General features: G+C 66.3%; 11 protein-coding genes. All 11 read left to right on the top strand.

The window, feature by feature from the left end; all coding sequences use genetic code 11:
* Positions 1 to 19 precede the first annotated feature (19 nt).
* The 11 genes from ACYX4P_RS17340 (at position 20) to ACYX4P_RS17290 (ending at position 14,539) form a co-directional block, all read left to right on the top strand.
* Positions 20 to 1,033 (top strand): DUF3182 family protein, encoded by a 1,014-nt coding sequence (locus ACYX4P_RS17340; RefSeq protein WP_248118540.1) that lies wholly within the window; start codon positions 20 to 22, stop codon positions 1,031 to 1,033.
* The gene (locus ACYX4P_RS17335; protein ID WP_248118538.1) at positions 1,030 to 1,788 is read left to right on the top strand and encodes an alpha/beta hydrolase family protein; all 759 of its coding nucleotides are present in this window, start codon (positions 1,030 to 1,032) and stop codon (positions 1,786 to 1,788) included. The genes ACYX4P_RS17340 and ACYX4P_RS17335 overlap by 4 nt, the downstream gene beginning before the upstream one ends.
* Positions 1,789 to 2,057: 269 nt before the next feature.
* The gene (locus tag ACYX4P_RS17330; protein ID WP_248118537.1) at positions 2,058 to 4,580 is read left to right on the top strand and encodes a TonB-dependent receptor plug domain-containing protein; all 2,523 of its coding nucleotides are present in this window, start codon (positions 2,058 to 2,060) and stop codon (positions 4,578 to 4,580) included.
* Between the two features lie 31 nt (positions 4,581 to 4,611).
* Positions 4,612 to 7,203: a M14 family zinc carboxypeptidase gene (locus ACYX4P_RS17325; protein ID WP_248118535.1), complete on the top strand. Its 2,592-nt coding sequence runs from the start codon at positions 4,612 to 4,614 to the stop codon at positions 7,201 to 7,203.
* A gap of 326 nt (positions 7,204 to 7,529) precedes the next feature.
* Positions 7,530 to 8,690, top strand: coding sequence for an aminotransferase (locus ACYX4P_RS17320; protein WP_248118532.1), 1,161 nt, complete (start codon positions 7,530 to 7,532; stop codon positions 8,688 to 8,690).
* Positions 8,691 to 8,997: 307 nt separating this feature from the next.
* Positions 8,998 to 9,933 carry a LysR substrate-binding domain-containing protein gene (locus ACYX4P_RS17315; RefSeq protein WP_248118531.1) on the top strand — a complete coding sequence of 312 codons (936 nt, stop codon included), beginning with the start codon at positions 8,998 to 9,000 and terminating at the stop codon, positions 9,931 to 9,933.
* Entirely contained in the window at positions 9,930 to 10,166 is a 237-nt protein-coding gene (locus tag ACYX4P_RS17310; protein ID WP_248118529.1) for a DUF6356 family protein, read from the top strand. Before ACYX4P_RS17315 ends, ACYX4P_RS17310 begins: the two co-directional genes overlap by 4 nt.
* Before the next feature lie 96 nt (positions 10,167 to 10,262).
* A complete protein-coding gene (locus ACYX4P_RS17305; protein WP_248118527.1) occupies positions 10,263 to 11,252 on the top strand; it encodes a methionine ABC transporter ATP-binding protein in 990 nt (329 codons plus the stop codon).
* Positions 11,252 to 11,911, top strand: coding sequence for a methionine ABC transporter permease (locus tag ACYX4P_RS17300; RefSeq protein ID WP_248118525.1), 660 nt, complete (start codon positions 11,252 to 11,254; stop codon positions 11,909 to 11,911). Before ACYX4P_RS17305 ends, ACYX4P_RS17300 begins: the two co-directional genes overlap by 1 nt.
* A gap of 16 nt (positions 11,912 to 11,927) precedes the next feature.
* Positions 11,928 to 12,722 carry a MetQ/NlpA family ABC transporter substrate-binding protein gene (locus ACYX4P_RS17295; RefSeq protein WP_248118522.1) on the top strand — a complete coding sequence of 265 codons (795 nt, stop codon included), beginning with the start codon at positions 11,928 to 11,930 and terminating at the stop codon, positions 12,720 to 12,722.
* Positions 12,723 to 13,033: 311 nt separating this feature from the next.
* A complete protein-coding gene (locus ACYX4P_RS17290) occupies positions 13,034 to 14,539 on the top strand; it encodes a tryptophan halogenase family protein (protein WP_248118521.1) in 1,506 nt (501 codons plus the stop codon).
* Positions 14,540 to 14,648: the final 109 nt, after the last annotated feature.

Genomic DNA, 14,648 nt, shown 5'->3' with positions numbered 1-14,648 from the left:
CGACCAGGCGTCGAGACAGATGCTTGTCTCACGCCTCGCGGCCCTTCTGCGGCTCCCTGTCGTCGACCTCGTTTCGGAGGCCGAAGACATCGGCCCCGACGTCCTGCTGGTTCCACGTGACACCTTGATCGGCGAGGACATGGCGTCGCGGACCGCCTTCACATCGGCCAATCTGCTGGGGGGCAAGGTCCCTCTTAGGTTTATCGCCACCAAGGCGATCACGCATGGTCTGATCCACCGGGACGCGGCTTGCCCGGCGGGTTGGTCCGCCGCCATGGCCGATCGTCTGGGCGACGCGGCTTTGGACGGCTACACCGCCTTCACCGTCGCGGACGCGATGGAAGCTGGCCGCCGCCTTCTGGAGACCGGACCCGTCCGCATCAAGGACGTGCTGGCCAAGGCCGGTCTGGGCCAGACCGTCGTGGAGACCCCGCAGGCGCTCGCCTCTGTCATCGCCGAACAGGACGAAGCGCAGATCGGCGCCTTCGGCGTCGTGCTCGAGGAAAACCTGGTCGGCGTGGAGACCTACAGCGTAGGAACCCTCTCAGTCGGCGGATTGCGCATCAGCTACGTGGGCGACCAACGCGAAACCACGGACCACAAGGGACGCGAGGTTTACGGCGGGTCCAGGCTCAAATGCGTCAGAGGCGATCTCGACCGTCTGACCCACCTCGGATTGTCGCGTGAAGCGGTCGAAGCGGTGCGTTGCGCGGCCGTGTTCGACGACGCGGCCCAGCGCGCCTATCCGGATCTGATCCTGACCCGGCGGAACTACGACGTCCTCGCCGGCAAGGACGCGCGAGGCCGCAGGCGCGTCGGCGTGCTTGAGCAGTCCTGGCGTGTCGGCGGCGCGACCGGCGCCGAGATCGCCGCTCTTGAAGCCTTCGCGGCGTCCCCGGAACTCACGGCGGTCGAAACCGCAACGGTGGAGGTCTATGGCCTCGAAGAGGTCGGCCCGGACGATGTGATCTATTTCCGGGGGGTCGATCCAAAGGTCGGACCGATGACGAAATATGTGACGAGGACAGCGTGATCGCGCCTGAAGAGGTCGATGAAGGGCGCGTTCGACTGTCGGTCGACGGACAGCGGTTGACCGGCACGCTCCTGACGCCCGAAGCGCCCGTGCCGGGGTTTCTGTTCGTCCACGGATGGGGCGGCGACCAGGATGAAGACCTCGGCCTCGCCGAGGAACTCGCGCGCCTGGGCTGCATCTGTTTCACATTCGACCTCAGGGGCCATGCCGACAGCGATGCGAGCCGAGACGAGGTCACTCGGCAGAATGGTCTGGACGACGTGACGGCCGCCTATGATTATCTGGCTTCTCAGCCGCTGATCGATCCGGGCGCGATCGGCGTGATCGGCACAAGCTACGGGGGCTATTTGTCGGCTCTGCTGACGAAGACGAGGGCGGTGCGTTGGTTGGCGCTGCGTGTCCCGGCCCTCTATCCGGATCAGCACTGGGACGTGCCCAAGGCCAAGCTCGATAAGGCGGCGGTGCGCGCCTACAGACAACAGCGCCGGACTCCGGGAGAAGACAGGGCGCTCGCCGCCTGCGCGGCGTTCCAGGGCGATGTCCTGATCGTGCAGTCGGGCAAGGACGATCGTATTCCGCCAGAAGTGATCGCGTCCTACCAGGCCGCTTTCAAGGACGTGAATTCCTTCAGCCACAGGATCATGCCCGATGCCACCCATGCGATGCGGGACCCGGCCGATCAGCGGTTGTACGCCACACTGCTGATCAACTGGGTGGAGGAAATGGTGCGCGCGAGCCGCAGGTCCTACCGGTGAGTATGGCGCCACCCTTCTGGCGAGAGTGAACTCAACGCCAGATAGAGACGTCTGTGCAGTTTAGAATTTCTAACGTTCATGCAGCCGAACTCACAGGGCTTGCGGCGAAAATACGGCTTAGGTCGCGGTCCTCCCGCAGCTTCTCACATAGTCTCTACATGTCGAAATACGCCACGGCGCTTCTCTCCAGCGCCGCGATCCTAGGTTTGCCCGCGCTTGCGCATGCTCAGTCCGCTGCTCCCGCTCAGGCGACCACTGAAAGTGCGACTGTGGCCGATGTCGTGGTCACTGGATCCAACATCAGACGCGCCGCGGCGGAGGGCATAAATCCTGTGCAGGTCATCGGGCGTGAGGAACTGGACACGTCCGGCAAGGTCACGGTCGCCGATCTGCTGCGTTCGATCTCGGCCAACACCGGCAACTCGTCGAACGAGACCAGCAATAGCGGCTGGGCCTCGGGTTCGGCGGGCATCGGTTTGCGCGGCCTGTCGCAGAAGAACACCCTGGTGCTGCTGAACGGCCGCCGGGTGGCCAACTACGGCTTTCCATCAGGCGGCCTTTCGGACACCTTCGTCAATCTGAACGCCCTGCCCATCGTCGCAACCCAGAGGCTTGAGGTGCTGAAGGACGGGGCCTCGGCGGTCTATGGTTCTGACGCGGTGGCCGGGGTGGTCAATGTCATCACCCGCCAGGACTTCCAGGGACTGGAAGTCGGCGGCAGTTATGGCACGTCCGACGCCGGGGGGCTGGACACCTGGCAGGGCAAGATCGTCGGCGGCTATGGCGATCTGGAGGACGATGGTTTCAATGTCCTGGTCAGCCTGGAAGCCTATACCCGCCAGCGTCTGGATCAGGACGAACGGGATCTGACCCGGTCGGGCGTCTATTCCGGCCCCGGCGGCCGCTGGAACGGCTGGAGCGCCAAGGGCGCGCGCTTCCTTATCAACGGCGCATCCGTTCCGTTCGTCGATCCCCAGGGCGCCTGCCCGCAGGGCATGGTCCTGACCGCCAGCGCGCCCATCGATGGCCTGGCGGGGAACACCTGCGCCATCAATCTGGCGCCCTATACGACACTGATCCCGTCGACCGACCGCTATCAGGCCTACGTCCATGCGACCGCCCGTGTCGCGCCGGGAATCGAGGCCTTCGGCGAACTGCTCTACAGCCATATCGAGGGGACATCGATCTTCGGCTCCAGTCCCTATTTCACGCTGGAGGCCGGGCGGTTCGCGCTGAACGCCCGGACCGGTCTGGCCGAGCCGGTGTCGAACCTGCTGCCGGCGAACAACCCCTACAATCCTTATGGCCGCGCCGTGCCGATCGAATACACCTTCTTCGACCTGGGTCAGTCGTTGAAGACCAATACGTCGCAGGCCTATCGCGCATTGGGCGGTTTGCGCGGGACCGGCGACCGGTTCGATTGGGAGGTGGCCGTCTTCGCCAGCGCCAGCCGCGAACGTGAGCGCGTCGCGGCCGGTTTCGCCAATCGTTTCACCTTGGCCGACTCGCTGGCGAACGGCACGCTGAACCTATGGGAGCCAAACGCGACGCCGCAGGCCGTCCTGGACGGCATCCGATTGAGCACCCTGCGTCCGGCGGATTCGACGCTCTATGGGGCGGACTTCAAGATTTCAGGCGAGGTGTTGGCGTTGCCGGCTGGCCCCATCGGCTATGCGGCGGGGATCGAGTACCGGCACGAATCTCTGGAATCGCGCAATCCGCGCGAGATCGACGCAGGCCTTCAGGTGCGCCCTGCGATTGCGGCGGTGGATGGCGAACGTGATGTGGCGGCCGTCTATGTCGAGGCCAACGTTCCCGTGCTGTCGAACCTGGACGTCCAGATCGCGGGTCGTGGCGACCATTACAGCGACTTCGGCGAGGCCTTCTCGCCCAAGGTCGGGTTGCGCTGGCGGGCGCATGACGCCGTTTTGGTGCGCGCCTCCGCGTCGCGGGGTTTCCGGGCGCCTTCGCTGTCGGAGAACTCGGCCTCGACCAACATCTCCTATGGTTCGGTCGTCGACCCGTTCGATCCCGACATTCCCGGCTCGCGCCAAAGCCCGACCTTCTTCACCGTCGGCAACACTGATCTGGAGCCGGAAAAGACGCGGTCCTTCAACTTCGGCGTGGTGTTCACGCCGACGCGCGACACCATCCTGAGCGTGGACTGGTATCGGGTCGAGCTGGACCATCTTGTCGGGACCAACAACACAACCAGCATCGTTCAGGCCAACAATCCCGCCGATGTCGTTCGTGATGGGCGCGGCAAGCTGGTGGCGGTTTACAACCGCTATCAGAACCTGAGCGAACTGAAGACCTCGGGCGTTGATGTCGAGTTTAGCCAGCGCTGGCGCACCGACCGCTGGGGCGATTTCGCCCTGCAGACGGCCTATACCCATGTCATCGACTATCGCCGTCCGGTCACCGTCGGCGGGCCGCTGGTCGACTATGCGGGCACGAACCGGGGCGCCAGCCTGCCCGCGGACAAGGCCACGACCCGCGCCGGGTGGTCCAGGGGTGATCTGGAAGCGGATCTGACCTGGTACTACACCAGCGGCTATGACCTGGTTCCGGTCGTGGCGGGCCAGTCCAGCGTCGACGCCTATAATCAGTTCGACCTCTACCTCGGCTGGTCCGGGCTGGAGAACGCCAAGCTCTACCTCAAGGTCGAGAACATCGCCGACGAACAGCCGCCTTATGACGGCTCATTCCCCGGTATTCGTGCGCCCTACGACTTCAGCCAGTACGACCTGCGCGGCCGCCAATTCCGTATCGGCTTCGACTACCGGTTCTGATCGTCTCTCATTCTTTTCTTGATAGGTTCTCATGTTGAAAGCCCTGATGGGCGGCGTCGCCTCGGTGGTTCTGGCCAGTGTCGTCCTGTCTGCTGTTCCGGCGCCGGTCCTGGCCCAGTCCGACTATTACTTCCCGGCCGTCTCTTCTGCGGATCTGGATCCCGCCATCCCCAGCCCGGAGCAGTTTCTCGGCTATCCAATCGGCTCGCGCTATACGCGGCACGACCGGGTGGTCGAGTATCTGCGCGAACTCGACCGCCTGTCCGACCGGATCACGGTGCGCGAGATTGGTCGGTCCTATGAGGATCGGCCGCTGTTGGAGGTTATTGTCACCTCGGAGGCCAATCAGGCCCGGATCGAGACCCTGAAGGCCGCGCACGCGCGTCTGGCGGATCCCTCAGCGGCGCCGGATGCGACTGCGCCGGTGGTGGTCGGCCTCTATTACGGCGTCCACGGCAACGAGACCTCCAGCGGGGAGGCGGCGCTGCTTACGGCCTATTATCTGGTTGCGGGGCGAAGTGCGGAGACGCGGGATTGGCTCGACAAGGCCGTCATCCTGATCGATCCGGTGCAGAACCCGGATGGTCGCGACCGCGCCGCCAACTGGCACAATGCCTGGGCCAGCAATCCGCCGGTCAGCGACCCCGCCGACAAGGAGCATGTCGAGCCGTTCCCGGCAGGCCGGACCAACCACTATTTCACCGATCTGAACCGCGACTGGCTGGCGGTCACCCAGCGTGAGACGGCGGCCAAGCTGGAGGTGTTCCACCAGTGGCTGCCCAACGTCCAGATCGACTTTCACGAGATGGGCGCCGGCAGCACCTATTATTTCGAGCCCTCGCCGGCCAGCATGGAAAGCCCTCTGCTGCCCCGCGCGTCGTATGAGGCCAATGTGGTGTTGGCCCGGTATCACGCCCAGGCGCTGGATCGGCTGGGGTCGCTCTATTACACCAAGGAGAATTTCGACAATTTCTCCCCGGTGTACGGTTCGACCTACCCCGACTTCCATGGCGGGGTCGGGGTCACGGTCGAGCAGGCCAGTTCGCGCGGCCTGGTGCAGGACACCGACAACGGCCCGCTGGAGTTCCGCTTCACCATCCGCAACCAGACCGCCGTCGGCCTGGCCACCATCCGCGGCGCGGTCGAGCAGCGCGACTATCTGCGCAACCTTCAACGCGACTTCTTCCGCTCGGCGGTGGAGCAGGGGCGCAGGCACGACCACGCGGCCTTCGTCTTCGGCGATCCCGCCAATCCTGGGCTTACCGCGCAGACGCTGGAGCTGCTGCAGCGGCACCGGATTCGAGTCTATCGTCTGGCCTCGGCGGTGAACCTGGATGGCCGCACCTTCCGGCCCGACAGCGCCTATGTCGTGCCTTCGGCCCAGCCGCAGTTTCGCCTGATCCATTCGATCTTCGAGCCGACGCCGGAGGTGAAGGGCGGCGTCTACGGCAGCACCTCTTACGGCATCGCCGACGCCTATGGTCTGGCGGTCGGACGGGCGCGCCGGGCGCCAGCCCTGGGCGAACAGGTCGCGGCGATCCCGCGCCACGTCGGCGGGGTGAAAGGGGCGGAGGCGGCCTATGCCTACGCCATCGACTGGCGCGACCTGAACGCGCCCGCCGTCCTGTCGGCCCTGCTGCGACAGGGGGTGTCGGTGCGCGCCGCCTTTCAGCCCTTCACCGCGCGCACGGCCGAAGGCGAGACGACCTTCGAGCGCGGCAGCCTGGTGGTGACCACGACAGGTCAGGAAAAGGACGCCGCGACCCTGAGGTCTCTGGTCGATGCGGCGTCGCGTCAGGCCGGCGTCGACGCCTGGAGCCTGGCGACCGGCCAGAGCCTTTCGGGTGTCGATCTGGGCAGCGACAGCGTGCGCCGCATTCGCACGCCGAAGATCGCCTTGATCATGGGGCAGGGTGTGAATGCGACCGAGATCGGCTCGACCTGGTTTGCGCTCAGCGAACGCCTGGCCTGGCCGGCGACCCGCCTGGACCCGTCGCAGATCGGCGGGGTCCCGCTTGACGATTATACGAGCATCGTCCTGGCCGGCGGTTCCTATGACGACTGGAGCGATCGGCGCATCGCCGCTCTCAAGGCCTGGGTCGAGGGTGGCGGGTCGCTGGTGACCTACGGCTCGGCCTCGGCCTGGGCTGTCGACAAGGGACTGGTCAAGACGGGGCCGAAGCCAGAAGCGGGCGACCCGGCGGCCGCGACCCCGGCCGACCGTCTCAGCTTCGCCGATCGGCGCGACTATCTGTCGGAGCAACGCACGTCCGGCAACGCCCTGTCGGCCGATGTGGACGTGACCCATCCGCTGGCCTTCGGTCTGACCGGCCGGTCGCTGGTGGTGAACAAGGAGACGGACGTCGTCTTGCGGCCGGTCGATGATCCCTTCGCCAACGTCGTGCGCATCGACGATCAGCCGCGCGTGAACGGCTATCTGGCCGAGGGTCTGCGCCGCGCAGTCGCTGGGTCGGTCTGGGCCCAGACGGTGCGCGCCGGGCGGGGCAATGTCGTGCTGTTCGCCGACGATCCGGCTCATCGCAAATACTGGTTGGGCACCGAGCGTCTTCTGATCAACGCCCTGTTCCTGTCCAACTATCTGACCCCCGCCGAGCGGCGGTGAGGCGCGCCGCCCGGACCGTCTATGGGGCCGGGCGGGTTGTCGTCTCGATTCGCCGGGGCTTATGGATCGTCCAACCGCCACGCGGCGCGCAGGCCACGGCGACGCGCACACGGTCGAACGACACGGCGCCGCTGGAACGAGGGGACGGGCCGAAAGGCTTGGCGGACATGAGGGGCTCCTGTGACGTATCCACCCCGGCATCAGGCGCACGCGGCGGTCGCCTCGCAATCCAGATCGACTGAAGCGGCCGGCAGGAAACCTAAAGCGTCGCTTTGCTTCGACGGGCCGGACTTGTCACCCCGTCCACGACAGGCTTGGGTGACGTCATGAGCGCTCATCCCGTCTTCGCCGGCATGCCGGTCACCGTCTTCGAGACCATGTCGGGGCTTGCCCGCCAACACGGGGCGATCAATCTGGGGCAGGGGTTTCCGGACGCGCCCGGACCCGAGGCGCTGCGGCGCCTTGCAGCCGAAGCGGTGCTGAACGGGTCGAACCAGTATCCGCCGTCGCGCGGCGATCCAATTTTGCGCGAGGCTGTCGTCGAGCATTATCGGCGCCTGCAGGGCGTGGACTTGGCGTTGGACGGTGTGGTCATAACCTCGGGCGCCACCGAGGCCCTGGCCGCGACTTTGCTGGCCAATGTCCGGCCCGGCGACGAGGTGATCATCTTGGAGCCGGCCTATGACGCCTATCGCCCCCTGATCGTGCGGGCGGGCGGAGTGGTGCGGGCCGTGACGCTGCAGCCGCCGGCGTGGCGGTTGACCGAGGCCGCGCTGGAGGCGGCGGTGGGGCCTCGCACGCGAATGGTGCTTGTCAACAACCCGCTGAACCCGGCCGCGCGGGTTTTCGACGCCGAGGAGATCGCGGCCCTGGCCCGCGTCTGCGTGCGGCGGGATCTGGTCGTCGTCAGCGATGAGGTGTGGGAGCATGTCGTCTTCGACGGGCGGCTTCATCGGCCGCTGCTCGCCGCGCCCGGTATGGCGGACCGGGTCGTCAAGATTGGCTCGGCAGGCAAGATGTTCGGCCTGACCGGATGGAAGGTCGGATTCGCTTGCGGTTCGCCCGACCTGATCGCGCCCTTGGCCAAGGCGCACCAGTTTTTGACCTTCTCCACCCCGCCCAATCTTCAGACCGCCGTGGCGGCGGGCCTGACCTGGCCCCGGTCGTGGTTCGAGGACATGCGGGCCGGCCTGGGACGGTCGCGCGACCGGCTTTCGGCGGCCCTGACAGCCGAGGGCTATGTCGTCACGCCCAGCGAGGGCACCTATTTCCTGTGTCTGGACCTGGCGGCGTCAGGGCTGGCGCTCGACGACACGGCCTTCTGTCGGCGGATCGTCGAGGAGTTCGGCGTCGCGGCCATTCCGTTGTCCGCTTTCGAGAATGAGCCCGTGACCCGCACCGTGGCGCGCTTGTGTTTCGCCAAGGGCGACGCCGTGCTGGATGAAGCCGCCGAACGATTGGGGCGGGCAAGACGCGCCCTTCTCTGAATAGAAATTCTGGGCGGCGCGGCAATCGTTCTGCGATGGACGACGGACGGCCGGGCGCTATGACGGGGGCGTGGGCGCCTCGCAGCCGCACATTCTCGCACTAGGCCGCGCCCTTTTATCCCGGGGCGCGGTCTTTTTGATTTCAGGGGTCTGTCGCTGATAGCTGATCTTCACTCCAGGTCTTTGTCGGATCGGAAGCGCTTAGAGACTTCTCATTCGGTCGTAGTTTTTCTACAGGTTCGTCCATGGCGAACCCCTTTCTTTTCCCGCTCCCCGCGCGCACCGTGTCGGCGCCATCGAGCGTGTCATGAACCCGGCGTCCGACACCCGGCGTCTGCCGCCGCTGAATGCGCTGAAAGCCTTCGAGGCGGTGGCCAGGCTGTCCAGCGTATCGCTGGCCGCTCAGGAATTGGGTGTTACGCCGGGGGCCGTCAGCCAGCAGGTCCGTTTGCTCGAGGATCACGCGGGCGCGCCCCTTATCCGTCGCGAGGCCGGGGGGCTCGCCCTGACCGATCTGGGCGAGCGGCTTCTGCCGGACTTGCGCGACGCCTTCGAACATCTGAAGCGCGCGGCGGATGTGGTCTATGGGCCGATGCAGCGGCAGTCCTTGGCGGTCAGCGTGCCGCCGTCCTTCGCCGTGCGCTGGCTGGTGCCGCGCATGGCGCGGTTCTCGGCCGAACACCCAGAGATCGAAATCTGGATCTCGGCGGACATGAAACTGGCCGACATCGCCGGGGGACGCGCCGACGTCGCCGTGCGCTACGGACGGGGCGACTATGCGGGCGTGCGAAGCGAAGTTCTCATTGAAGCCGGGGTGATTCCGGTCTGCAGTCCCGCTCTGCTGGGGACCCTGCGCGGTCCCGCTGATTTGGCCAACCATACGCTGATCCATGTCGGACAAGGAACGCTGGAGGAGCCGCGGCCGGATTGGGCGGCCTGGCTGAAGTCGCGGCGGCTGGACCGGATCATCGACGCCGCGGCCGGCCCGCGCTTCGATCAGACGGCCTTCGCCATCGAGGACGCCGCGCGCGGGCGTGGGCTGGCCCTGGCGCCGCGCGCCTTCGTGGCCGAGGATCTGGCGTCTGGTCGGCTCGTGGTGCCATTCGCCGACGGCTATCTGGCGACAGACATGGCCTATCGGCTGGTCACGCGACGGGGCGTCCTGCGCTCCGAAGCTCAGGCTTTTATCGGCTGGTTGCGCGCAGAGGCCCGCGCCGACGCCGTGGTGGCGGACGAACTATGAGGGCCCGTCTGCTGTCGCTCTTCCTCCGTCACCCGGCCGAGCGTGGCGAGACCTATTTGCAGCACTTCAAGGTCGCGGTCTCGATCGGCGGTCCCATGGTGCTGGCGGGTCTGGCCTGTGTTCTTCATGCGGTCTTTCCGTTCTGGTTCAAGACCACGGCGAGCCGAATCCTCGTGGTGCTCACCGACAGGGTCCGGCGCGTGTCGCGGCCGACGTCTGTCGAGCGGGAATAGCCTCGCTGATCGATGCCAGCGCCTTGCGTCAGGCGCATTGTCCTTGCCTCTTATCCCGCCGCATCGCACTAGAACGCCCCAATGTCAGACCGATCCATGATCCAACTTGAAGGCGTCACCCGGCGCTTCCGCAGCGCCGTCGGAGAGCGAACGGCTCTGGACGCCGTCGATCTGACCGTGGGGGCGGGCGAGGTGTTCGGCGTCGTCGGTCGGTCCGGGGCCGGCAAATCGACCCTTGTGCGGACCATCAATCTGCTGGAACGACCCGACGCCGGTCGGGTCTGGGTGGATGATCGCGACCTGATGGGACTGAAGCCTGCCGCGCTGCGCGCCGCGCGTCGCCGGATCGGCATGATCTTTCAGCATTTCAACCTGCTGCACAGCCGCACCATCCGTGACAACATCGCCCTGCCTCTTACGCTGGAGGGGCGTTCTCGCGCGGAGACCGCGAGACGGGTCGACGAGTTGATGGAGCGGCTGGGCCTGTCCGAACACGCTCGCAAACATCCGGCGCAGTTGTCCGGCGGTCAAAAGCAGAGGGTCGGCATCGCTCGCGCCCTGGCCTGCGAACCGTCCATCCTGCTGTGCGACGAGGCGACCAGCGCGCTCGATCCCGAGACGACCGAAGACATCCTGTCCCTGCTGGACCAACTGAACCGCGATCTGGGCCTGACCATGGTGTTGATCACCCACGAGATGGAGGTGGTGCGCCGGGTCTGCGACCGGGTGGCGGTGATGGAGGCGGGGCGGATCGTCGAGACCGGTGCGACCGCCGATGTCTTCCTGAACCCGCGGACGGCCGCCACACGAAGCCTGTTGGCCGAGGGCGAGAGCCATGCGGCGACCCCGCCTCCGGTTGGCGGCTTGGTGGCTCGCCTTGTGTTCCGGGGCGCGCGGACTTTTGAACCGGTGTTGAGCCGGGTTTCGCGCGAAACCGGCGTCGATCACGCCATCCTGGCTGGCCGCATCGGTCGGTTCCGCGACCAGCCGTATGGCCAACTCGAGATTTCGTTGGTGGGCGGCGATCCGCAGACGGCTCTCGCCCGACTGCGGGCGGACGGCGTCGAAGTGGAGGTCGTATCCTGATGTTCGGATCAAACATCGACTGGACCATCGTGGGCGAGGCCGCGAGCGACACCCTGCTGATGCTCTTCGCCTCCCTCGTCATCACCGTCATCCTGGGCCTGCCGCTGGGCGTGGCGCTTTATGCGACGGGACGCGGGCGTATCCTCGAGAACCGCCTCGGCCATGCCCTGCTGTCCTTCGTGGTCAATGTGCTGCGCTCGGTTCCCTTCATCATCCTTCTGATCGTCATGCTGCCGGTGACCGTGCTGCTGGTCGGCACGTCCCTGGGCGTGGCCGGCGCCATTCCGCCGCTGGTCGTTGGGGCGGCGCCCTTCTATGCGCGCCTGGTTGAGACGGCCCTGCGCGAAGTCGAGCGCGGCATGATCGAGGCGACCCAGGCCATGGGCGGCTCGACCTGGCAGATCGTGCGGCGTGTCCTGCTGCCTGAAGCCCTGCCGGGGCTGATCGCCGGCGCCACCGTCACCGCCATCGCCCTGGTCGGCTATACGGCCATGGCCGGAGTGGTGGGGGCGGGCGGTCTGGGCGACCTGGCCATCCGGTTCGGTTATCAGAGGTTCCAAACCGACGTCATGGCGGTGACCGTAGTTCTGCTGCTCGTGATCGTACAAATTCTGCAAGTGCTCGGCGACCTCTGGGTGGCTAGGGTCTCCCACCGTTAAGTCGAAGGTTCTCTCCATGCTGCGTCGCGCGTTTCTCGCTTCCGCCCTCGTTCTCGCCCTGGCCGCCTGCGGCCGTCAGGCGCAGCAGAGTGAAGGGTCGCTGAAGGTCGGCGCGACCGCCGTGCCTCACGCAGAAATCCTTGAACAGGTGAAGCCGATCCTGGCTGCGGAGGGGATCGATCTGCAGATCATCGTCTTCAACGACTATGTTCAGCCTAACACCCAACTGGCCGAGAAGCGTCTGGACGCCAACTATTTCCAGACCAAGCCCTATCTGGACGAGTTCAACGCCGGGCGGGGTACATCCCTGGTCACTGTCGCCGGCGTCCATGTCGAGCCGCTGGGCGCCTATTCCCGCAAGTACAAGGCTCTTGCCGCCCTGCCGAACGGCGCCGAGATCGCCCTGCCGAACGACGCCTCCAACACCGGCCGCTCGCTCCTGCTGTTGCAGACCGCCGGCCTCATCACCTTGAAGAAGGCCGCCGATCCGGTGCAGACGGTCGCCGACATTGCGGGGAATCCGCGCGGCTTCCGCTTCCGCGAACTGGAGGCCGCCACCCTGCCGCGCGTGCTGGATCAGGTCGATCTGGCGGTGATCAACACAAACTATGCGCTCGACGCTCGTCTGAATCCGCGCAGCGACGCTCTCGCGCTGGAAGGCGGCGACAGCCCGTATGTGAACTACCTCGTCACACGCGCCGATAATCGCGACGACCCGCGCATCAGGGCCTTGGCCGCCGCCCTGACCAGCCAGACGATCAAGGACTACATCAGCCGGACCTATGGAGGGGCCGTCGTCCCGGCCAGATAGCGCCGAAAGTGGATCGGACGTCCGTCAATGTGCCGATCCAGACCACCTCGCCGGCGCAGCGGCGGGCCGTAACCAAAATGATGCGCGGCGATCCGGCGGGATTTTCCCGCACGCGGCGGGCGCACTCACCGGATACATTCCCTAAAACTGGGGCCGACGGCGTCGCATGGGTTGGAATGACAAGCTAAGCTTGCTTCAAACTTGCATGACGATGCGCAAGCAGGGCAGATCAATGACTTGCGTGGTCGTTGTCAGGTTGTCCCGACACCGCCCTGCAGCTTGTCCACCGCACCGCAGGGGGGATTGCGTTGATGCAGTCGTCACAGGCCATCGATCGCATCGTCATTGTCGGTGGAGGGACCGCCGGCTGGATGGCGGCGGCGGCGCTCGCCCATGTGTTCGAGGGCGCCGGAAAGTCGGTGACGCTGGTCGAATCCGAGGCCATCGGCATCATCGGCGTGGGCGAGGCGACGATCCCCGAGATCCTGAAGTTCAACGCGCGGCTCGGTATCGACGAGGCGGATTTCCTGCGTGAGACCAAGGCCACCTTCAAGCTGGGGATCGAGTTCGACGGCTGGCGTCGCGAGGGCGAGCGCTACTTTCATCCGTTCGGCGCCTTCGGGGTGGATATGGAGGGCGTCGCCTTTCATCACTTCTGGCTGAAGGCCTGCGCCGAGGGTCAGGCTGATCCGCTCGAAACCTATTCGATGGCATGGCAGGCCGCGCGGCGGGGGCGCTTCGTCCATCCGCAGGGCGGGCCGCAGTCGCCCCTGTCCAGCCTGGGCTACGCCTACCATTTCGACGCCGCCCTCTATGCCGGCTTCCTGCGTCGCTACGCCGAGGCGCGGGGCGTCGTGCGATGCGAGGGGCGGGTGGTCGAGGTTCAGCAGAGCCAGGCCGGCGACGTCTCGGGCGTGGTGCTGGAGGACGGTCGCCTGGTGGCGGGCGACTTCTTCATCGACTGCACCGGCTTCATCGGCCTGCTGATCGAAAAGACCTTGAAGGCCGGCTACGATGACTGGTCCGCCTGGCTGCCCTGCGACAGCGCGGTCGCAGTCCCGTGCGAGCGGGTCGAGCCGCTGTCGCCCTACACCCGCTCCACCGCGCGCGAGGCGGGATGGCAGTGGCGCATCCCGCTGCAGCACCGCGTCGGCAAAGGCTATGTCTATTCGTCCAGCCATCTGTCGCATCAGGATGCGGAGGACGCGCTGATGGCGCGGCTGGAAGGGCCGCCGCTGGCCCAGCCGCGTCGCCTGCGGTTCGCCACCGGGCGTCGCCGCGAATGCTGGAAGCGCAACTGCGTGGCGGTCGGCCTGTCCAGCGGCTTCCTGGAGCCTCTGGAATCGACCAGCATCCATCTGATCCAGAGCGCCATCACCAAGCTGATCACTCTGTTCCCGTCGCAGACGACCGACGAGGGCCTGAGGCGCGAGTTCAACGCTCTGATGGAGGAGGAATTCGTCACCGTCCGGGACTTCCTGATCCTGCACTATAAGGTCACGCAGCGCGACGGGCCGTTCTGGGCGCAGGTGCGCGCCATGCCCATCCCGGACCGGCTGGCCGACAAGATCGCCCTGTTCGAGCAGACGGGGCGGATCGTCAGGCGCGACCACGACATCTTCTCCGAATCCAGCTGGCTGGCGGTGGCGGTGGGCCAGGGCCTGGCGCCGCGCGGGCGTCACCCGATCTCGGACGTTCTCGGCCGCGATGAAAACCGGGCGCGGCTGGCGGCGATCCGCGACAGCATATGGCGCACCGCTGACGCCCTGCCGTCCCACGCAGACGCCCTCGCGGCGACGATGAGACCTCACGCCTGACAGCCGCGCTGACAGCACGCGCCGATTCCGCCACGCCGAAGAAAAACCCGACCAAGACCGCCGCCAAACGTTGACATCGCTGTCAATCGGTAGTCCATACAGTCTGCGG

This window comes from Brevundimonas sp. ABV4_179, assembly GCF_056311945.1.
Note: the sequence above shows the minus strand (reverse complement) of the source record. Positions and strands in the feature narration are given on the sequence as shown.